The 20,130-nt window shown below is 60.6% G+C and carries 16 protein-coding genes and 4 tRNA genes; 4 read left to right on the forward strand and 16 right to left on the reverse strand.

All coding sequences use genetic code 11. The features are described from left to right. Window positions 1-183: 183 nt before the first annotated feature. From AC27VU_RS12595 to leuC, 6 genes are all read right to left on the reverse strand, one after another. Entirely contained in the window at window positions 184-1,194 is a 1,011-nt protein-coding gene (locus tag AC27VU_RS12595) for an aspartate-semialdehyde dehydrogenase (RefSeq protein WP_400497102.1), read from the reverse strand. A gap of 247 nt (window positions 1,195-1,441) precedes the next feature. After that, window positions 1,442-2,554, reverse strand: a complete 1,113-nt coding sequence (asd, locus tag AC27VU_RS12600) for an aspartate-semialdehyde dehydrogenase (RefSeq protein WP_003226428.1) — start codon at window positions 2,552-2,554, stop codon at window positions 1,442-1,444. 66 nt (window positions 2,555-2,620) lie between these two features. Continuing rightward, window positions 2,621-3,703, reverse strand: coding sequence for a 3-isopropylmalate dehydrogenase (gene leuB, locus AC27VU_RS12605; RefSeq protein ID WP_041066045.1), 1,083 nt, complete (start codon window positions 3,701-3,703; stop codon window positions 2,621-2,623). Window positions 3,704-3,755: 52 nt separating this feature from the next. Beyond that, complete coding sequence (locus AC27VU_RS12610; RefSeq protein WP_488724181.1) at window positions 3,756-4,523, reverse strand: class I SAM-dependent methyltransferase; 768 nt, start codon at window positions 4,521-4,523, stop codon at window positions 3,756-3,758. 136 nt (window positions 4,524-4,659) lie between these two features. Then, window positions 4,660-5,304 (reverse strand): 3-isopropylmalate dehydratase small subunit, encoded by a 645-nt coding sequence (gene leuD, locus AC27VU_RS12615; RefSeq protein ID WP_488724182.1) that lies wholly within the window; start codon window positions 5,302-5,304, stop codon window positions 4,660-4,662. A 12-nt stretch (window positions 5,305-5,316) separates the two neighbouring features. Beyond that, the gene (gene leuC, locus AC27VU_RS12620; protein WP_095136733.1) at window positions 5,317-6,735 is read right to left on the reverse strand and encodes a 3-isopropylmalate dehydratase large subunit; all 1,419 of its coding nucleotides are present in this window, start codon (window positions 6,733-6,735) and stop codon (window positions 5,317-5,319) included. Between the two features lie 141 nt (window positions 6,736-6,876). Between leuC and AC27VU_RS12625 the strand changes: the two genes are divergently transcribed. Next, window positions 6,877-7,767 (forward strand): LysR family transcriptional regulator, encoded by an 891-nt coding sequence (locus AC27VU_RS12625; RefSeq protein ID WP_007969232.1) that lies wholly within the window; start codon window positions 6,877-6,879, stop codon window positions 7,765-7,767. Between the two features lie 68 nt (window positions 7,768-7,835). After that, entirely contained in the window at window positions 7,836-11,114 is a 3,279-nt protein-coding gene (locus AC27VU_RS12630; RefSeq protein ID WP_003226438.1) for a PAS domain S-box protein, read from the forward strand. Window positions 11,115-11,161: 47 nt separating this feature from the next. On the opposite strand, the gene AC27VU_RS12635 is transcribed toward AC27VU_RS12630, so the two are convergent. The 10 genes from AC27VU_RS12635 to gltX form a co-directional block, all read right to left on the reverse strand. Continuing rightward, window positions 11,162-11,605, reverse strand: coding sequence for an Hsp20 family protein (locus AC27VU_RS12635; protein WP_003226440.1), 444 nt, complete (start codon window positions 11,603-11,605; stop codon window positions 11,162-11,164). A gap of 121 nt (window positions 11,606-11,726) precedes the next feature. Continuing rightward, window positions 11,727-12,686: a tRNA dihydrouridine synthase gene (locus tag AC27VU_RS12640; RefSeq protein ID WP_003226441.1), complete on the reverse strand. Its 960-nt coding sequence runs from the start codon at window positions 12,684-12,686 to the stop codon at window positions 11,727-11,729. 169 nt (window positions 12,687-12,855) lie between these two features. Continuing rightward, window positions 12,856-13,305 carry an acyl-CoA thioesterase gene (locus tag AC27VU_RS12645; protein ID WP_103520446.1) on the reverse strand — a complete coding sequence of 150 codons (450 nt, stop codon included), beginning with the start codon at window positions 13,303-13,305 and terminating at the stop codon, window positions 12,856-12,858. Window positions 13,306-13,351: 46 nt separating this feature from the next. Next, the gene (locus AC27VU_RS12650) at window positions 13,352-14,185 is read right to left on the reverse strand and encodes an alpha/beta fold hydrolase (protein WP_003226446.1); all 834 of its coding nucleotides are present in this window, start codon (window positions 14,183-14,185) and stop codon (window positions 13,352-13,354) included. Window positions 14,186-14,215: 30 nt separating this feature from the next. Further along, a complete protein-coding gene (locus AC27VU_RS12655) occupies window positions 14,216-14,755 on the reverse strand; it encodes a TetR/AcrR family transcriptional regulator (RefSeq protein WP_045122549.1) in 540 nt (179 codons plus the stop codon). Window positions 14,756-14,936: 181 nt separating this feature from the next. Continuing rightward, window positions 14,937-15,012: transfer RNA gene (locus AC27VU_RS12660), tRNA-Glu, on the reverse strand. 80 nt (window positions 15,013-15,092) lie between these two features. Continuing rightward, window positions 15,093-15,168, reverse strand: a tRNA-Ala gene (locus tag AC27VU_RS12665). Window positions 15,169-15,221: 53 nt separating this feature from the next. After that, a tRNA-Glu gene (locus AC27VU_RS12670) sits at window positions 15,222-15,297 on the reverse strand. A 79-nt stretch (window positions 15,298-15,376) separates the two neighbouring features. After that, window positions 15,377-15,452, reverse strand: a tRNA-Ala gene (locus AC27VU_RS12675). 203 nt (window positions 15,453-15,655) lie between these two features. After that, complete coding sequence (gene gltX / locus AC27VU_RS12680; protein WP_338802516.1) at window positions 15,656-17,137, reverse strand: glutamate--tRNA ligase; 1,482 nt, start codon at window positions 17,135-17,137, stop codon at window positions 15,656-15,658. Window positions 17,138-17,368: 231 nt separating this feature from the next. Between gltX and AC27VU_RS12685 the strand changes: the two genes are divergently transcribed. Both AC27VU_RS12685 and AC27VU_RS12690 read left to right on the forward strand, forming a co-directional pair. Then, window positions 17,369-18,418, forward strand: coding sequence for an HlyD family secretion protein (locus AC27VU_RS12685; protein WP_488724183.1), 1,050 nt, complete (start codon window positions 17,369-17,371; stop codon window positions 18,416-18,418). Beyond that, window positions 18,408-19,958 (forward strand): MDR family MFS transporter, encoded by a 1,551-nt coding sequence (locus AC27VU_RS12690; RefSeq protein WP_260525034.1) that lies wholly within the window; start codon window positions 18,408-18,410, stop codon window positions 19,956-19,958. The genes AC27VU_RS12685 and AC27VU_RS12690 overlap by 11 nt, the downstream gene beginning before the upstream one ends. Window positions 19,959-20,130: the final 172 nt, after the last annotated feature.

Below are 20,130 nucleotides of genomic sequence, written 5' to 3' on the forward strand. Positions count from 1 at the left end.
TCGGCCAGCGAGAAGATGTTGATTGCCGCTGCCGTAAGGCATTGCGCGCGACGACGACAGACTGCCGCGCGCGATCATTTCTTTGATGCCCCGGAAAGTCCCGGAGGGTGACACGTTATCAAGTGCTCCGGGCAAGCATAGCGCTCACCTAGAATCAGTCGACAAATTGTTGCCAAGTATCTTTTACAGCAGGTCTTTTATCAACAATTCAGCGACCTGCACAGCATTCAGGGCTGCCCCTTTGCGTACGTTATCTGACGTCAGCCACAGATTAAGTTCCGCCGGGTCATCGACGCCGCTGCGCACCCGACCGACATAGACCACATCCTGCCCCACCGCGTCACCCACCGCGGTCGGATAATCGCCGGCTTCAACCAGCTCGATGCCGGGCGCGTCCTCAAGTGCAGCGTTGACCTTTGCCAGGTCGACCGCGCTCGCTGACTGCAAGGTCACGCTATAGCTATCGCCAAAAAACACCGGGGCTTGAACGCAAGTTGCGGAAATCTTTAATAAAGGCTGCTTCAGCACCTGACGCAACTCGCGCACCAGACGTTTTTCCAGCAGCGTGTGGCCTTGAGCGTCGGGGGTGCCGACCTGGGCCAGCAGGTTGAAGGCCATCTGACGGTCGAAGAACGTTGGCTCCAGCGGACGCATGTTCAGCAGCTCGGCAGTCTGCCGGGCCAGCTCGGTCACGGCCTCGCGACCCTGGGCGGACACGGCCAGATTGGCGGTGACATTGACGTATTGCAGCTCGATCAAATCGAGCAGCGGCGCCAGCACCACGGCCAGCGCAGTGGCCGAAGGGCTTGGGCTGCTGACCTGGAACGGCGCTTTCAGACCGGCGATCACCTCAGCGTTGGCTTCCGGCACCACTTGCGGCGCCTGCTCGGCCGGCAACGCACCGGACAGGTCAATCAGCGAGCAACCTGCCGCGTGGGCACGCGCTGCGTAACTCAGGGAAACGGCAGCGCCAGCGGCGAAGAACACCAGTTTGACCTTGCTGAAATCGAACTCGTCGACTTCGCGCACGCGCACGTTCTTGTTGCGAAACAGCACCGAACTGCCGGCGGATTCGCTGCTGGCCAACAAGTGCAGGTTGCCGACCGGAAAGTCGCGCTCTTCGAGAATCTGTACGAGGGTTTCGCCGACAGTACCGGTGGCGCCGACGACGGCAATATCAAGGGTCTGGGTCATGGTTCTGCCTCTGGCGAAACGGGGGGAGCGGCACTTTACCGGGTGACTGGCATGCAGGCAATTTCTGTCGGAATCTGCAGTGTCTGCACCGGCCCCTTCGCGAGCAAGCTCGCTCCCACAGGGGAACGCAGTTCTAATGTGGGAGCGGGCTTGCTCGCGAAGGCGCCAGACCTGACACCGGGAACCCTCAGACATAAAAAAACCCGCACCTCTCACAAGGCGCGGGTTCTTTCACGACTTCAAGCGATCAACGCTCAAGCAGGATCCGCAGCATGCGGCGCAGCGGTTCGGCCGCGCCCCACAGCAGTTGGTCGCCGACGGTGAAGGCTCCGACGAATTGCGACCCCATGTTCAGCTTGCGCAGACGACCCACCGGTACATTCAGGGTGCCGGTGACCTTGGTCGGGCTCAGCTCCTGCATGCTGATGTCGCGGTTGTTCGGCACCAGTTTGACCCAAGGGTTGTGCTGGCTGATCAGCCCTTCGATGTCGGCGATCGGCACGTCTTTGTTCAGCTTGATGGTCAGCGCCTGGCTGTGGCAACGCATGGCGCCGATGCGCACGCAGATGCCGTCGACCGGGATCGGGCTCTTGAAGCGGCCGAGGATCTTGTTGGTCTCGGCCTGGGCCTTCCACTCTTCGCGGCTCTGGCCGTTCGGCAGTTCCTTGTCGATCCACGGAATCAGGCTGCCGGCCAGCGGTACGCCGAAGTTTTCGGTCGGGTACGCGTCGCTGCGCATGGCTTCGGCCACGCGACGGTCGATGTCGAGGATCGCGCTGGCCGGGTCGGCCAGTTGATCGGCGACAGCGGCGTGAGTCGCACCCATCTGCTTGATCAGTTCACGCATGTTCTGCGCGCCGGCACCGGAGGCCGCCTGATAAGTCATGGCGCTCATCCACTCGACCAGACCGGCCTCGAACAGACCGCCCAGGCCCATCAGCATCAGGCTGACGGTGCAGTTGCCACCGATGTAGTTCTTGGTGCCCGCGTCCAGTTGCTGGTCGATGACCTTGCGGTTGACCGGGTCGAGAATGATCACCGCATCATCGTTCATGCGCAGGCTGGAAGCCGCGTCGATCCAGTAACCCTGCCAGCCGGCTTCGCGCAGCTTGGGGAATACTTCGCTGGTGTAGTCGCCGCCCTGGCAGGTCAGGATCACGTCGAGGGTTTTCAGCTCTTCAATGCTGTAAGCGTCCTTGAGCGGAGCAATGTCCTTGCCCACGGACGGGCCTTGGCCACCGACATTGGAAGTGGTGAAAAACACCGGCTCGATAAGATCGAAATCCTGCTCTTCCAGCATCCGCTGCATGAGCACGGAACCGACCATGCCGCGCCAACCGATCAGACCTACACGTTTCATCGCAACTACACCTTCTTGAAAAGTGGGCCGCTGCTTTGTATTGAATTTCGCAGCGGGCCCGAGAGATTACAGATTCCGCAGCGCGGCGACTACTGCGTCACCCATTTCCTGCGTTCCGACTTTGGTACAACCGGCCGAATAGATGTCGCCGGTGCGCAAGCCTTGATCCAGCACCACGCTGACGGCTTTCTCGATGGCATCGGCCGCGTCGTGCAGATTGAAGCTGTAACGCAGCATCATCGACACCGACAAAATCGTTGCCAACGGGTTGGCAATGCCTTTGCCGGCGATGTCCGGCGCCGAACCGTGGCAAGGCTCGTACATGCCCTTGTTGTTCGAATCCAGCGAGGCCGAGGGCAGCATGCCGATCGAACCGGTAAGCATCGAGGCTTCGTCGGAGAGAATGTCGCCGAACATGTTGTCGGTGACGATCACGTCGAACTGCTTCGGTGCGCGCACCAGTTGCATGGCGGCGTTGTCGACGTACATGTGGCTCAGTTCGACTTCAGGGTAATCCTTGGCGACCTGCTCGACCACTTCACGCCACAGTTGGCTGGACGCCAGCACGTTGGCCTTGTCCACCGAGCACAGTTTCTTGCCGCGAACCATGGCCATGTCGAAACCGACGCGGGCGATGCGGCGGATTTCGCTTTCGCTGTACGGCAGGGTGTCGTAAGACTGACGCTCGCCGTTTTCCAGGGTACGGGTGCCGCGTGGCGCGCCAAAGTAGATGCCGCCGGTCAGCTCACGGACGATCAGGATGTCCAGACCGGCAACGATTTCCGGCTTCAGGCTCGAAGCGTCGGCCAGTTGCGGGTAGAGGATCGCCGGACGCAGGTTGCCGAACAGGCCCAGTTGCGCACGGATTTTCAGCAGACCCCGCTCAGGGCGGATGTCACGCTCGATGGCATCCCATTTCGGGCCGCCCACTGCGCCCAGCAGGACGGCGTCGGCAGCACGGGCACGGTCGAGGGTTTCGTCGGCCAGTGGCACGCCGTGCTTGTCGATGGCCGCGCCACCGATCACGTCATGGCTCAGCTCGAAGCCCAGGCTGTACTTGTCGTTGGCCAGCTCCAGCACCTTGACCGCTTCGGCCATGATTTCCGGACCAATACCGTCACCTGGGAGAATCAGAATCTGCTTGCTCATGCTTTCCTCATGTCATCAGTCGGAGCGCCCGCAGGCGCGCCCGGAAAAATTCTTAGCGCTCGGCCCACAGTACCAATACATCTGTACTGAACGAGCCATCGGCATCAATCTCAAAATATTCGCGCACTTCGTTGCCCATCGATTGCTGCAACTGGCGGATCGCCGCGCGCATCACTTCGGGTGTGCGCATGCGCTCGACCCAACTGCTGTATTCCAGACGCAGGCGCTGACGACTGGTGCTGCGGGTATGCAGCCCGGCCTCGCTGACCTGCCGCAGCCACTCGCCGGCGGAATAATCGCGCACGTGGCTGGTGTCGCGCAGCACTTCGACGCTTTGCAGGTAAGTGTCGAACAACGGACTGCCCGGTGACAACACGTCGATAAACGCTGCCACGCCACCCGGCTTCAGCACCCGCCGCACTTCACGCAGGGCCACCCCGAGGTCGCTCCAATGGTGCGCCGAATAACGGCTGAACACGTAATCGAATTCGCCATCGGCAAACGGCAGGCGCTCGGCGGCGCCGTTGACCGTGGAGATATTGGCAAAACCGCGATCAACGGCTGCGGCGGCGACCACATCGAGCATTTGCTGCGACAGGTCATAGGCCACCACTTCTTTCACCAGCGGCGCCACATGAAAACTCACATGACCGGCACCGCACCCCAGATCCAGCACCCGAGCCGCGTCCTGTCCCGCCAGTTCAGCCTGTAGCAGCGCGAATTCAGTGCCTTGAGCGTGAACGGCGCTGCTCAGGTAGGCGGCGGCCTGTTCACCGAATTGCTTTTGTACAACCTGGGTGTGCTGGGCGGTGCTGGTCATAGTCACATCCTGCATTTGTATTGTTTGAGCGGCCGCCTTCGCGAGCAAGCCCGCTCCCACATTTGAAATACATTCCCCTGTGGGAGCGGGCTTGCTCGCGAAGAGGTCAGCCCTGACTACATCAATCTCGAATCAATCATACGTCGCGAAACAACCACGGCTGGCTCACACGATGCTTGGCTTCAAACGCCGCAATCGCATCACCGTCCTGCAAGGTCAAACCGATATCGTCCAGACCATTGAGCAGACAATGCTTGCGGAACGCGTCGATCTCGAAGCTCAACACCTTGCCATCCGGACGGGTCACGGTCTGCGCCTGCAGATCGATCTGCAATTGGTAGCCCGGATTAGCCTCGACCTGCTTGAACAGTTCATCGACTTCAGCGTCGCTCAAGATGATCGGCAACAAGCCGTTCTTGAAGCTGTTGTTGAAGAAGATATCGGCGTAGCTCGGCGCGATGATGCTGCGGAAACCGTATTCTTCCAGCGCCCACGGGGCGTGTTCACGGCTGGAGCCGCACCCGAAGTTCTCACGGGCGAGCAACACGCTGGCGCCTTGATAACGCTCGGCGTTGAGCACGAAGTCCTTGTTCAGCGGGCGCTTGGAGTTGTCCTGATACGGCTGGCCGACATCCAGGTAGCGCCACTCGTCGAACAGATTCGGGCCGAAACCGGTGCGCTTGATCGACTTCAAGAACTGCTTGGGAATGATCTGGTCGGTGTCGACGTTGGCACGATCCAGAGGCGCGACAAGACCAGTGTGCTGGGTAAAAGCTTTCATGCTGCGCTCCTTTTAGATCAATTCACGAACGTCGATGAAACGACCGTTCACCGCCGCCGCAGCGGCCATGGCCGGGCTCACGAGGTGGGTACGGCCACCGGCACCCTGACGGCCTTCGAAGTTACGGTTGGAAGTCGAGGCGCAATGCTCGCCGGACTCCAAACGGTCCGGGTTCATCGCCAGGCACATCGAGCAACCCGGCTCACGCCATTCGAAACCGGCCTCGAGGAAAATCTTGTCCAGACCTTCGGCTTCCGCCTGCGCCTTCACCAGACCCGAGCCCGGTACGACGATTGCCTGCTTGATCGTCGAAGCGACTTTGCGACCCTTGGCGATCACGGCCGCAGCGCGCAGGTCTTCGATACGCGAGTTGGTGCAGGAACCGATGAACACGCGATCCAGCTGAATGTCGGTGATCGCCTGATTGGCAGTCAAACCCATGTATTTCAAGGCACGGACAATCGAATCGCGCTTGACCAGGTCCATCTCTTTAGCCGGGTCCGGCACGTTCTGATCAACGGCCAGGACCATTTCCGGGGAGGTGCCCCAGCTGACTTGCGGCTTGATCTGCGCAGCGTCGAGCTCAACCACGGTGTCGAACTTGGCGTCGGCGTCGGAGACCAGGTCTTTCCAGGCTTCAACCGCCTGATCCCACTGCGCGCCTTTCGGTGCGAACGGACGGCCCTTGACGTACTCGACAGTCTTTTCGTCCGCAGCCACCAGACCCACACGGGCGCCGGCTTCGATGGACATATTGCAAATGGTCATGCGGCCTTCGACGGACAGATCGCGAATCGCGCTGCCGGCGAACTCGATGGCATGGCCGTTACCGCCGGCGGTGCCGATCTTGCCGATCACCGCGAGGACGATGTCCTTGGCGGTCACGCCGAACGGCAATTGGCCTTCGACGCGCACCAGCATGTTCTTCATTTTCTTCGCGACCAGGCACTGGGTGGCGAGCACGTGCTCGACCTCGGAAGTGCCGATCCCGTGCGCCAAGGCACCGAAAGCGCCGTGGGTCGAGGTGTGCGAGTCGCCGCAGACCACGGTCATGCCCGGCAAGGTTGCGCCCTGCTCCGGGCTGATCACGTGGACGATGCCCTGACGGATGTCGTTCATCTTGAACTCGACAATGCCGTACTCATCACAGTTGTCATCGAGGGTCTGAACCTGCAAACGCGAGACCTGGTCGGCAATCGCTTCGATGCCGCCCTTGCGCTCGGGCGTGGTCGGTACGTTGTGGTCCGGGGTCGCGATGTTGGCATCGATGCGCCAAGGCTTGCGCCCGGCCAGACGCAGGCCTTCGAAGGCTTGCGGCGAGGTCACTTCGTGGATGATGTGACGATCGATGTAGATCAGCGCCGAGCCATCGTCGCGCTGTTTGACCAAATGCGAATCCCAGAGCTTGTCGTAGAGCGTTTTGCCGGCCATCAGACGGTTCCTCATCAGCTTGTTTCTATGCCTTGGGCTTATCAATAACCCTTTGGCTTGTGAGGCCGATCCTATGGCGTTACATTAAATAACTCAAATTCATATTTTTTATGCTTTGGATAACCAACTGGAATACGAACCATGGATCTGGCCAACCTCAATGCTTTTATCGCTATCGCCGAGACCGGCAGCTTCTCCGGCGCCGGGGAACGCCTGCATCTGACGCAGCCGGCGATCAGCAAACGCATCGCCGGACTGGAGCAACAACTGAAGGTGCGGTTGTTCGATCGACTCGGTCGTGAAGTCGGCCTGACCGAGGCTGGGCGCGCCCTGCTGCCCAGGGCATACCAGATTCTCAACGTGCTGGACGACACCCGCCGCGCCCTGACCAACCTGACCGGCGAAGTCAGCGGCCGGCTGACCCTGGCCACCAGTCACCACATCGGCCTGCACCGCCTGCCGCCACTCTTGAGGGAATTCACCCGTCGCTACCCACAAGTGGCGCTGGATATTCAGTTCCTCGATTCGGAAGTGGCCTACGAGGAAATTCTCCATGGCCGCGCTGAACTGGCAGTCATCACTCTTGCGCCAGAGCCACACACGCTGGTCAAAGCCACGCCGGTGTGGGACGACCCGCTGGATTTTGTGGTGGCGCCGGAGCATTCGCTGATCAGCAACGGCGCGGTGAGTCTGGCGGATATTGCCGGTCATCCGGCGGTTTTTCCCGGAGGCAACACCTTTACTCATCATATTGTCCAACGTTTGTTCGAAGCCCAAGGGCTGACGCCGAACATCGCCATGAGCACCAACTACCTGGAAACCATCAAGATGATGGTCTCCATCGGTCTGGCCTGGAGTGTTCTGCCACGCACCATGCTTGATGAACAGGTCGCGCGCATACCTTTGCCGGGCATACAGCTCAGTCGCCAGCTAGGCTATATCGTGCACACCGAACGGACGCTGTCGAATGCAGCAAGGGCCTTCATGGCTTTGCTGGATGCGCAAATCGATCTGCCAGGGACTCCGGGCTAACTTGTGCTACTCCTACAGAGCCGCTGTCCCTGTGCCTAACGCCACCATCAGCTCAAGGCCCGTTAACAATGCCCAAATCTGTTGACCGAATTCCGCCGATGCCGCGTATTCAGGCCATTGATCCGCGACGTTCCGAGCAGAGCTGGGAGAGTGCGCCGCAATTGCTCGCCGCGCTCAACGGCGCCCGGCTCGGTGCCTGGTATTGGGATATCGAGCGCGGGCAGATCAGTTGGTCACGGGGCACCCAGGCGCTGTTCGGCTTCGATCCACGGCAACCGCTGCCGCAGGATCTGGAATACCTCGACCTGTTGCCGCCCGAGGACCGCGCGAAAACCGTCAGGGCATTCCACGCGGTGATTGCCGGAGCACCGCTGGAACAGGCGATGCACCACCGCATCCGCTGGCCCGATGGCAGTCTGCACTGGCTGGAAATCAGCGGCAGTCTGCTACCGGACAAACAGGGGCGTCCTCGAATGATCGGGGTGATTCGTGAAATCACCCACCAGCGCCAACGCGAGCAGGCCCTGAGCAGCTCGGAGAAACGTTTCGCCACACTCTTTCACCTGTGCCCGAACATGGTGCTGCTGACGCGCCAGGAAGACGGTCTGATCACCGAGGCCAACCAATATTTCGAAAGCCTGTTCGGTTGGCCGGTACAGAGCGCCATTGGCCGCACCACCCTGGAGCTGGGCCTGTGGGTGCACCCGGAGCAACGCGCAGAACTGGTGAAAAGGACCAAGGCCAAGGGCGAACTGATCAGCATGGAAGTGCAGTTCCGCGCAAGCAACGGCCAGATTCATGACGGCATCCTCAGCGCGCAGAAGGTCGAACTTGAAGGCCAGCCGTATCTGCTCAGCACCTTTCTCGACACCACCGAACGCAAAGCCGCCGAACACGCCTTGAAAGACAGCCAGGAACGCCTCGATCTGGCGCTGGACTCGGCGCAACTCGGCACCTGGGACTGGCACATCCCCAGCGGCATGCTCTATGGCTCGGCACGGGCCGCGCAACTGCACGGGCTGGAGCCGATCCCGTTTCACGAGTCGTTCGAAGAGTTCTTTGAAGGCGTGCCCGGCGAAGAACGCGACAGCATGCGCGACGCCTACCGCAGCCTGCGCGAAGGCCCGGCGGGCAATTATCAACTGACCTACCGCGTGCAATTGCCGGATGGCAGCTCACGCTATCTGGAAAGCCGCGCCCGCCTCTATCGCGACGAGAACGGCGCGCCGCTGCGCATGGCCGGGACCTTGCTGGACATCACCGATCAGGTCGAGCGCGAGCAACGTCTGGTGGCCTCGGAAGAGAAATTCGCCACGCTGTTCCAGGTCAGCCCCGATCCGATCTGCGTCACGCGGCAGGACAGCGGCGAGTTCATCGAAATCAATAACAGCTTCACCCAGACCTTCGGCTGGAGCGCCGCCGACGTGATCGGGCGCACCGCCGAAGACATCGGCCTGTGGGACGCCTCGGCGAAAAGCCTGCAACGCATCGAGCGGGTGATCCGCGAACAGGGCCTGAGCAATGTCGCGATCATCGTCCAGCACAAGGACGGCCAGTCACTGACCTGCGTGATTTCCAGCCGACAGATCAGCGTTGGCAATCAGCCGTGCATCGTCACCACTTTGCGCGACATCACCCAGCAGCAGCGCTCCGAAGCCGCACTCAAGGCCAGCGAAGAGAAATTCGCCAAGGCGTTTCACTCCAGCCCCGATGCGATCACCATCACTGAGCGCGATACCGGGCGCTATCTGGAGGTCAACGACGGTTTCTGCCGCCTCACCGGCTATCGCGCGGAAGAAGTGGTGGGCAAAACCGTGTACCAGATCGGCATCTGGGCCGAAGAGAAACAACGCTCGGCGCTGTTTGCCGAACTGCAGATCAAAGGCCGCGTGCATCATCAGGAAATGCTCGGGCGCAACAAGCGCGGCGAACTGCTGACCGTGGAAGTGTCGATCGAACCGATCACCCTCAACGAAACCGCATGCCTGCTGCTGACCGCCCGGGACGTCAGCCTGCTGAAAAATGCTGAAGCGCAGATCCGTCACCTGGCCTATCACGACCCGCTGACCAATCTGCCCAACCGCGCCCTGCTGATGGATCGCCTGAGCCAGCAGATCGCCCTGCTCAAGCGCCACAATCTGCGCGGCGCGCTGCTGTTCCTCGATCTTGACCACTTCAAGCACATCAACGACTCGCTCGGCCACCCGGTCGGCGACACGGTGCTGAAAATCGTCACTGCGCGGCTTGAAGCCAGCGTGCGCATGGAAGACACGGTGGCACGTCTCGGCGGCGATGAATTCGTGGTGCTGCTCAGCGGTCTGGAAGGCACGCGCAACGAGGTCAGTGCACAAGTGCGGGAACTGGCCGACACCATTCGCGAACTGCTGTCGGAGCCGATGTTCCTCGACGGCCAGCGCCTGCAAGTGACGCCGAGTATCGGCGTGGCACTGATTCCCGATCACGGCTCGACCCCGACCGATCTGCTCAAGCGCGCAGACATTGCCCTGTACCGGGCCAAGGACTCCGGGCGCAACACCACGCAGATGTACCACAACACCATGCAGAAGGCGGCCAGCGAACGGCTGCGCATGGAGACCGATCTGCGTCTGGCGCTGTCCCGTGGCGAATTCAACGTGCACTACCAGCCGCAGGTCGATGCGCGGGACAACCGCATCATTGGCGCCGAAGCCCTGGTGCGCTGGAATCACCCGGAACTCGGCGCGCAATCGCCCACCGAGTTCATCAAGGTGCTGGAAGACAGCGGTCTGATTCTGGAAGTCGGCACCTGGATCCTCGACGAGGCCTGCGAGGCGTTCAAACAGCTGATTGCCTTGAAACTGGTTGACCCGTTCAACTTCAGCCTGTGCGTGAACATCAGCCCACGCCAGTTCCGCCAGAACGACTTCGTCGAACGCATCGAACACAGCATGAGCAGCCACGGCCTGCCCTGCTCGCTACTTAAACTGGAGATCACCGAAGGCATCGTCATCCAGAACCTGGAAGACACCATCAGCAAAATGCGCCGCCTGAAAAAACTCGGCGTGAGCTTCGCCATGGACGATTTCGGCACCGGCTATTCATCGCTGACCTACCTCAAACGCCTGCCGGTGGACACCCTGAAAATCGACCAGTCATTCATCCGCGACGCGACCACCGACCCCAACGACGCCGAGATCATCCGCGCCATCGTCGCCATGGCCCGCAGCCTGGAACTGGAGGTGATTGCCGAAGGTGTCGAGACGCCGGAGCAACTGGCGTTCCTGCAAGGGCTGGGTTGCCATTTGTATCAGGGCTATCTGCACAGTCGGCCGGTGGCGTTGGAGGCGTTGAAAAAGATGCTCGAATGACGAGCACAAAAAAGGGCGCCAGTGGCGCCCTTTTTTCCTGCTCGGCCTTACTGCAGAGCCGGCTTTTGCGCTCCGCTGATCGGGATGCGCTTGGCTTTCGCTTCCTCCGGGATCACCCGCAACAGGTCGATGCTCAGCAGACCGTTGCTCAGATCGGCGGCCTTGATCTCGATGTGATCGGCCAGGCGGAAGGACAGCTTGAAAGCACGCTGGGCAATGCCTTGATGCAGGAAGGTCACGCCTTCGTTGGCATCACGCTTGCCGCCACTGATGGTCAGCACACCCTTCTCGACTTGCAGCTCCAGGTCTTCTTCCTGGAAACCGGCTGCCGCTACGACGATGCGGTATTGATCGTCACCGTGTTTTTCCACGTTGTAGGGTGGGTAGGTGCTGCCTGGCTCGTTGCGCAGCGCGGTTTCGAACAGATCGTTGAAACGGTCGAAACCAACCGAGGAACGGAACAGTGGTGCCAGGGAAAATGCAGTACTCATGGTTCAAATCTCCTGAAAACAATCAGCAAGGTTTTTTGACTCCGCGACCCGAATTCGGCATCGCGTAACCCTTAGATAGGGACCGCCAAAATGATTTCAAGAGATTATTTGAAGATTTTTTTCAGGCCGCTTCGGCGACGGGCAAACCGAGCAAACGCGAGACTTGATCCGGTTCTGTCTCACGACGCAGCACGGTAAACAGCTCGGTCGCTTCGGGATAATTGCGCGTCAGCATCGCCAGCCATTGCTTCAAGCGACCCGGCGATTGGCGTGCAGTCATCTGCGCCTTGGCTTGCAGCCAGAAGTCCTGAATCAGCGGCAGCAGCTCGGCCCAGCTCATCTCGACCACTTCTTCACCGGCGCGCGCGGCAGCGATCTGCCGGGCCAGATCCGGGCGTGACACCAGACCGCGACCGAGCATGATGTCTTCGACGCCACTGATCTCGCGGCAGCGGCGCCAGTCCTCGACGCTCCAGATATCACCGTTGGCGAACACCGGCACCTTGACCACGTCCTGCACCCGCGGAATCCACTCCCAATGCGCCGGCGGCTTGTAGCCATCGACCTTGGTCCGGGCGTGAACCACGATGTGCTCGGCGCCGCCCTCGGCCAGCGCAGTGGCGCAGACCAGCGAGCCGTCCGGGCTATCGAAGCCCAGGCGCATCTTCGCGGTGACCGGGATATGTGCCGGCACGGCGCGACGCACGTGTTCGACGATGCTGTTGAGCAGTTCCGGCTCCTTGAGCAGCACTGCCCCGCCCCGGGATTTGTTGACGGTCTTGGCCGGGCAGCCGAAGTTCAGGTCGATCACTTCCGAACCGAGCTCGCAGGCCAGCGCCGCGTTTTCCGCCAGGCACACCGGATCGGAACCCAACAATTGCACACGCAGCGGCACGCCGGAACGGGTGCGGGCGCCGTTGAGCAGCTCCGGGCCGAACTTGTGGAAGTAGGCCGGGGTAAGCAACTGATCGTTGATCCGAATGAATTCGGTCACGCACCAGTCGATGCCGCCAACGCGGGTCAGCACGTCGCGCAGGATGTCGTCGACCAGCCCCTCCATGGGCGCCAGGGCAATTTGCATGGGGAAAACACTACTCAGGAAGAAAAAACGTGCCGCAGTTTACTGGATATCGCGCAAATCCGCAGAACAACACTCTTTCCTGTGGGAGCGAGCTTGCTCGCGAAAGCGGTGTATCAGTTGATGCAACCGTCACTGGCCCACCGCTTTCGCGAGCAAGCTCGCTCCCACATTAGAGCTGCACTGTTTCTGGATTTTGGATCGCCGGGCCATAACCCTCGATGAACTCCGCCGGCATGCGCTTGGGCTTGCCGGTAGACAGTTCGATGCAGACGAACGTGGTTTGGGCGCGCAGTAAAGTGGCGTTGTCGCTGGGGCGGATCAGCTGGAAGTGGCGGGTCATTTTCAGGCGCTGATCCCAATCGACGATCCAGGTCGCCAGTTGCAGCTCGTCGCCTTCGTAGGCCGCCGCCAGGTAATCGATTTCGTGGCGCACCACGGCCATCGCCCGGTCCAGGCGCCGGTACTCGACCAGATCCAGCCCCAGCCGCTGCGAGTGGCGCCAGGCGCAGCGTTCGAGCCAGGTCACGTACACCGCGTTGTTCGCGTGGCCCAGCCCGTCGATGTCCTCGGCGCCTACTTGCAGATCAATGGTGAACGGCGTTGCCCGATCCCAGCCCATGCCCCACTCCCGGTCAGATTATTCAACCGGGGCAGTGTAACGGATGTCAGGCCGATTGCCGCGCCTGAAGGCTGCGCCCCGCCAACAGTGATAACACCCCATCAACCACCCGAGGGTCGGCCAGCACTCGCTGGTGGCCGCCGCTTTCCAGGCGCAGCAGGCGGCTGTCGAACCAGGACTCGTGGATCAATTGCGATTCCTTGACCGAGACGAAGGTGTCGTCCTCGGCATGCACGATCAGGCCCGGCATATCCAGTTGATAGTGCGCGACATCGAGGGTCGCGGCACGCATGCCGACGTCCTGCTCGACCTGTCGGATGAACGCCGAGCGCGCCCGCGGTGGCATGCCGACATAGCGGGCAAAACCGCGCAGCACGCCGAGAATCCGCGCGGGAGCTGCGATGCTGACGAGGGTTTCGGTGCGCAGGCCCAGTTGCACGGCAAGCATGGCGCTGGCGCCGCCCATTGAGTGGCCGATGACGGCTTGAAGAGGTGGCAGTTCCGCAGCGGCTTCGAGCATGGCGCGGGCGAACAGCACGACATTGGCCTCGCGCCCCGGTGAGCGGCCGTGGGCCGGGCCGTCCAGCGCGACAACGGTGTAACCGGCCTCGACCAGCGCGGTGATCAACGCCGCAAACTGCGTGGGTCGCCCTTCCCAGCCGTGCATCAACAGCACCGCCGGTCCCTGGCCCCAGCGCAGCGCCGACAGGCCGAAACGCAGCGTGATGCGTTCGGCGCTCGCCAGCAGCGGCAGCTCCCAATCGCGCAGCGGCAGCGAACGTGGCGTCATGAACGCCTGACGCATTTTGCTTGCTACCCGTTGCGGTGCAATCCAGCCCAAGGTGCCATTAACGCCACGAACCCACTTCAACGTGTTCATCGCTTTCTCCTCAGGCATGTTGCCTTCAGGTCAACGCACCGCCGACTTGGCAGCGCGCAGCAATCGATCGGATAAATCGCCCGGGCCCAGCGCGCGTGCCAACGCCAGACCACCCACCATCAACGCCACATCGGCCAGCGCTTTGTCGGTGTCCTCGGGGCTGGACGCCAACTGCGCAATCATCAGTTCCAGGTGTTCGTTCAGCGCGATGCGAAACGACTCCGGCAAACGTCCCAGCTCGCCGATCGAGGCCGGAATCGGACACGCGGCGTCGCTGGAATCCCGATGCTTGCGCGACAGGTAGAACGCAGCGACCAGGGCGCGACGCTCTTCGCCGGTCAGCTCGGAGTCCATGTCGGCAATCAAGTCGCGTCGACGTCCCAGCAATTGCTTGAACGCCTCGAGCATCATGGCGTCCTTGCTTTCGAAGTGCGCATAGAAACCTCCGACGGTCAGGCCTGCAGCGCCCATCACTTCGCCCACGCTGGGATCTGCTGGGCCACGCTGGATCAGTGCGGCGCTGGCAGCCTTGAGGATGCGTTCGCGGGTTTGAGCTTTTTTATCGTTCATCGTTGCCTCCGAATATTACGACTAGAATATTATTCGCATAATAATATTCTGCAAGTCGAGGATATGACCGCTGGTCTGAAGCACAGTGTAAGGAAAAAGGAGATTTGGCCAAATGCCAGACAAACAAAAGGGCCATTCAATAATTGAATGACCCTTATAAATCCCGCAGAGCGGGTAATCGTGGCGTCCCCTAGGGGACTCGAACCCCTGTTACCGCCGTGAAAGGGCGGTGTCCTAGGCCACTAGACGAAGGGGACACAAACCCTTCTATACAGCTGATCAGTGCTGAGATCTGATCTGATTCAAGGCCGGTGTGGCCAGACCTTGAACTGTAAATTGGTGGAGCTAAGCGGGATCGAACCGCTGACCTCCTGCATGCCATGCAGGCGCTCTCCCAGCTGAGCTATAGCCCCGGATTTTTCGCCTCGCGGCGGAGTGACATCTTGCAACATCACTTCTGTAAAACTGGCGTCCCCTAGGGGACTCGAACCCCTGTTACCGCCGTGAAAGGGCGGTGTCCTAGGCCACTAGACGAAGGGGACGCAAACCCTTCTATACAACTGATCAACGCTGAGTGTTGATCGCTTCGGAGCCGGTGTGGCCAGGCTTCGAAGTGTAAATTGGTGGAGCTAGACGGGATCGAACCGTCGACCTCTTGCATGCCATGCAAGCGCTCTCCCAGCTGAGCTATAGCCCCTCATCGTTGATGTCATCGCTGAGGACGGGGCGAATCTTAAGGGCGTATCGAAAGCCTGTCAAACTTATTTTTGAAAAATTTCAAAGTTTTTTGTCGGCATAACAATCACTTACCGCCCTCCCCCCGAAAATCCGGGGGAAAAACGCCGAAGGCCGGAATCAAACGATCCCGGCCTTCGGTGGTTACTGCAGAGTCAGACGTGCTCAGGCAATCGCGCCCAGCAGCTTTTCCCACTCTTTGTTTTCTTTCTTCGACACACCGCCCAGCAGGTCGATCGCCTGGCGCAGACGGAAACGGGTCAGGTCCGGGCCGAGGATTTCCATTGCATCGAGCACCGACACCGAACTGGCCTGCCCGGTGATCGCGGCAAACATCAGCGGCATCGCGTCACGCAATTTCAGCTCGAGGGATTCGACCACTGCCTGAATCGTTGCAGTGATGTTGTCCTTCTCCCACTGCCGCAGGCTTTCCAGCTTCCACAGGATCAGTTGCATCAGCTGACGCACCTGATCGCCCGAGAGCTTTTTCGACTCGAACAGCTTGGCATCCGGATTCACGCCACCGGCAAAGAAGAAGCCGCCCAGCGGTGCAACCTGGCTGAAGGTTTCCACGCGACCCTGCACCAGCGGTGCGATCTTCATCATGTATTCGGAGTTGAACGCCCACTTCTGCACGCGTGCGGCGAACTCTTCCACCGGCAGGTCACGCAGCCACTGGCCGTTGAGCCACGACAGTTTCTCGATGTCGAAGATCGGCCCGCCGAGCGACACGCGCTTGAGGTCGAAGTTGTCGACCATTTCCTGCAGCGAGAACTTCTCGCGCTCGTCCGGCATCGACCAGCCCATGCGACCGAGGTAGTTGAGCATCGCTTCCGGCATGAAGCCCATGCGCTCGTAGAACGTCACCGAGGTCGGGTTCTTGCGCTTGGACAGCTTGCTCTTGTCCGGGTTACGCAGCAGCGGCATGTAGCACAGCTCCGGCTGCTCCCAGCCGAAGTATTCGTACAGCAGAATCAGTTTCGGCGCCGATGGCAGCCACTCTTCGCCGCGCAGCACGTGGGTGATGCCCATCAGGTGGTCGTCGACCACGTTGGCGAGGAAGTACGTCGGCAGGCCGTCGGTCTTCATCAGCACTTGCATGTCCATGCGATCCCACGGGATCTCGACATCGCCGCGCAACATGTCCGGCACCACGCAGACGCCTTCGGTCGGCACTTTCATGCGGATCACGTGCGGTTCGCCAGCCGCCAGACGGACCGCGACTTCTTCCTTCGACAGCAGCAGCGCGCGTCCGTCGTAACGCGGGGTTTCGCCGCGCGCCATCTGCTCGGCGCGCATCTGGTCCAGCTCTTCAGCGGTGCAGAAGCACGGGAACGCGTGGCCCATGTCGACCAGTTGCTGGCAATACTTCTGATAGATATCGCCACGCTCGCTCTGCCGATACGGACCGTGCGGGCCGCCAACGTCCGGGCCTTCGCTCCAGTCGATACCCAGCCAGCGCAGGGCGTCGAAGATCTGCTGCTCGGACTCGCGGGTCGAACGCAACTGGTCGGTGTCTTCGATGCGCAGGATGAACTCACCGCCATGCTGCTTGGCAAAGCAGTAGTTGAACAATGCGATGTAAGCGGTACCTACGTGGGGGTCCCCGGTAGGCGATGGCGCGATGCGAGTGCGGACGGTGGTCATGGCATGTCTCGAAAAGAATGAAAAGCAAAGAACAATCAAGCCGCGAATGGTAACAGGCGACACCCGCCCCGCTCCAGCGGACAGGGCATTTAAGCCAAGTTTGCGTCTGTAACGCCCATAGACCGTGGTGACGGGCCGAATATCAGCCGTTGGCATTTACCGTTTATCGGCTGTATGCCAGATTCAGCCGCAGAGAACTTTCCTTACAATTCCTCGACTACAGTTTGCCTCATGCCTGCCCAACTCAAGCGTCGCCTGTTTATTTTCCTGCTGCTGGTTCTGTTGATTGCCGGGGGCTTCTTCGCCCATTGGTTTTTCAAGGGCCGGTTTTATGAAAGCACCGATAACGCCTATGTCCAAGGCGAGATCACCCGCGTTTCCAGCCAATTGAGCGCACGCATCGACGAAGTGCTGGTGCAGGACAACCAGCATGTGGAAAAAGGCCAGTTGCTGGTGCGCCTTGAACCCGCTGATTTCCGCCTGGCCGTCGATCGCGCCAACGCCGCCCTCGCCACCCGCGAAGCCGAGCGTTTGCAGGCACAGAGCAAATTGACGCAGCAATCGAGCCTGATCGCCGCCAGCGACGCGCAGGTAGCGACCACCCAAGCCACCCTTGGTCGTTCGCAGATGGACTTGTCGCGAGCCGAAACCTTGCGCAAACCGGGTTACGTTTCCGAAGAGCGCGTGACCACCCTTTCCGCCGACGCCCATATCGCCCGCTCGCAAGTGGCCAAGGCCCAGGCCGATGCACAGAGCCAGCGCCAGCAGGTCAACGCACTCACCGCCGAGATCAAACGCCTCGACGCGCAGATCGCCAACGCCCGCGCCGATCTGGCGCAAGCCGAACTCAACCTGACCCGCAGCGAAATCCACGCGCCGATCAGCGGCATGGTCGGCCAGCGTGCTGCACGCAATGGCCAAGTAGTGCAGGCAGGCGCCTATCTGCTGTCGATCGTCCCGGACGAAGACATCTGGGTGCAGGCCAACTTCAAGGAAACCCAGATCGGCCGCATGCTCCCCGGACAAAAAGCCGAGCTGACCTTCGACGCTTACAGTGACACGCCGATCGAAGCACGGGTCGACAGCCTGTTCGCCGCCTCCGGTGCGCAGTTCAGCCTGCTGCCGCCGGACAACGCCACCGGCAACTTCACCAAAGTCGTGCAGCGGATTCCGGTGAAACTGACGTTCAAGGCCGACAACCCGCTGCACGGCAAGATCCGCCCGGGCATGTCGGTCACCGCCACCGTGAATATCAAAGACGCCCCAGACAATGGCCGGTGATTCGCTGATCCGCCCGGTCGGCGAACCGACCCGGCGGGACTGGATCGCGGTGATGAGCGTGATGCTCGGCGCCTTCATGGCAGTGCTCGACATTCAGATCACCAACTCTTCGCTCAAGGACATCCAGGGCGCGCTGTCGGCGACGCTGGAAGAAGGCTCGTGGATTTCCACCTCATACCTGGTCGCGGAAATCATCATGATCCCGCTGACCGCGTGGCTGGTGCAGTTGCTCTCGGCGCGTCGGCTGGCGGTGTGGGTGTCGCTGGGTTTTCTGATTTCATCCTTGCTATGTTCGATGGCCTGGAGCCTCGAAAGCATGATCGTCTTTCGTGCCATGCAAGGCTTCACCGGCGGCGCGCTGATTCCGCTGGCGTTCACCCTGACCCTGATCAAACTCCCCGAACACCACCGCGCCAAAGGCATGGCGATGTTCGCCATGACCGCGACCTTCGCCCCGTCCATCGGCCCTACGCTTGGCGGCTGGCTCACGGAAAACTGGGGCTGGGAATACATTTTCTACATCAACATCCCGCCGGGGCTGATCATGATCGCCGGGCTGATGTACGGGCTGGAAAAGAAGGAAGCGCACTGGGAACTGCTGAAAAGCACCGACTACACCGGGATTCTCACGCTGGGTGTCGGCCTCGGTTGTCTGCAGGTTTTTCTTGAAGAGGGCCATCGCAAGGACTGGCTCGAATCGAACCTGATCGTGACCTTGGGCAGCATTGCCCTGCTGAGCCTGATCACCTTCGTCATCGTGCAGATTTCCAAACCCAATCCGCTGATCAACCTCGGCATTCTGCGCAATCGCAACTTCGGCCTGTCGAGCATTTCCAGCCTCGGCATGGGCGTCGGCTTGTATGGCTCGATTTATCTGCTGCCGCTGTACCTGGCGCAGATCCAGAACTACAACGCCCTGCAGATCGGCGAAGTGATCATGTGGATGGGCGTGCCGCAGCTGTTCCTGATTCCGCTGGTGCCGAAGCTGATGAAGTTCGTGTCGCCGAAGTGGCTGTGCACCCTTGGCTTTGGCTTGTTCGGGCTGGCGAGTTTTTCTTCGGGGGTGCTCAACCCGGATTTCGCCGGGCCGCAGTTCAATCAGATCCAGATCATCCGCGCGCTGGGTCAGCCGCTGATCATGGTCACCATTTCGCTGATCGCCACGGCGTACATCCTGCCGCAGGACGCGGGGTCGGCATCGAGTCTGTTCAACATCCTGCGCAACCTGGGTGGTGCGATCGGCATTGCCCTGCTCGCCACGCTTTTGGATGCGCGGACCAAGACCTACTTCGATTATCTGCGTGAGTCGATTGTGCCGACCAACCCGCAAGTGGCCGAACGCATGGCCTCAATGACCGACCGGTTTGGCAGCGACACCGCGGCGCTGGGCAAGATGAGCGAGATCGTGCATCAGCAGGCGCTGATCATGGCCTATAACGATGCGTTTCACTTTGTCGGGATTGCGCTGGGGATCAGCATGCTGGCGATTTTGCTGACCAGGAAATTGCCGGCGGGGTTGAAGGCTGGGGAAGCCCACTGATTTCTGTGGTGTCTGGACCGGCCTCTTCGCGAGCAAGCCCGCTCCCACAAGTTTCTTTGGTGATCACACATTTTGTGTACACCATCAATCCTTGTGGGAGCTGGCTTGCCAGCGATGGGGCCAAGTCAGTTCTCACAGGCTTCTTTGGTGATCACACATTTTGTGTACACCA

It is taken from the genome of Pseudomonas sp. 14P5.3.2 (assembly GCF_057799175.1).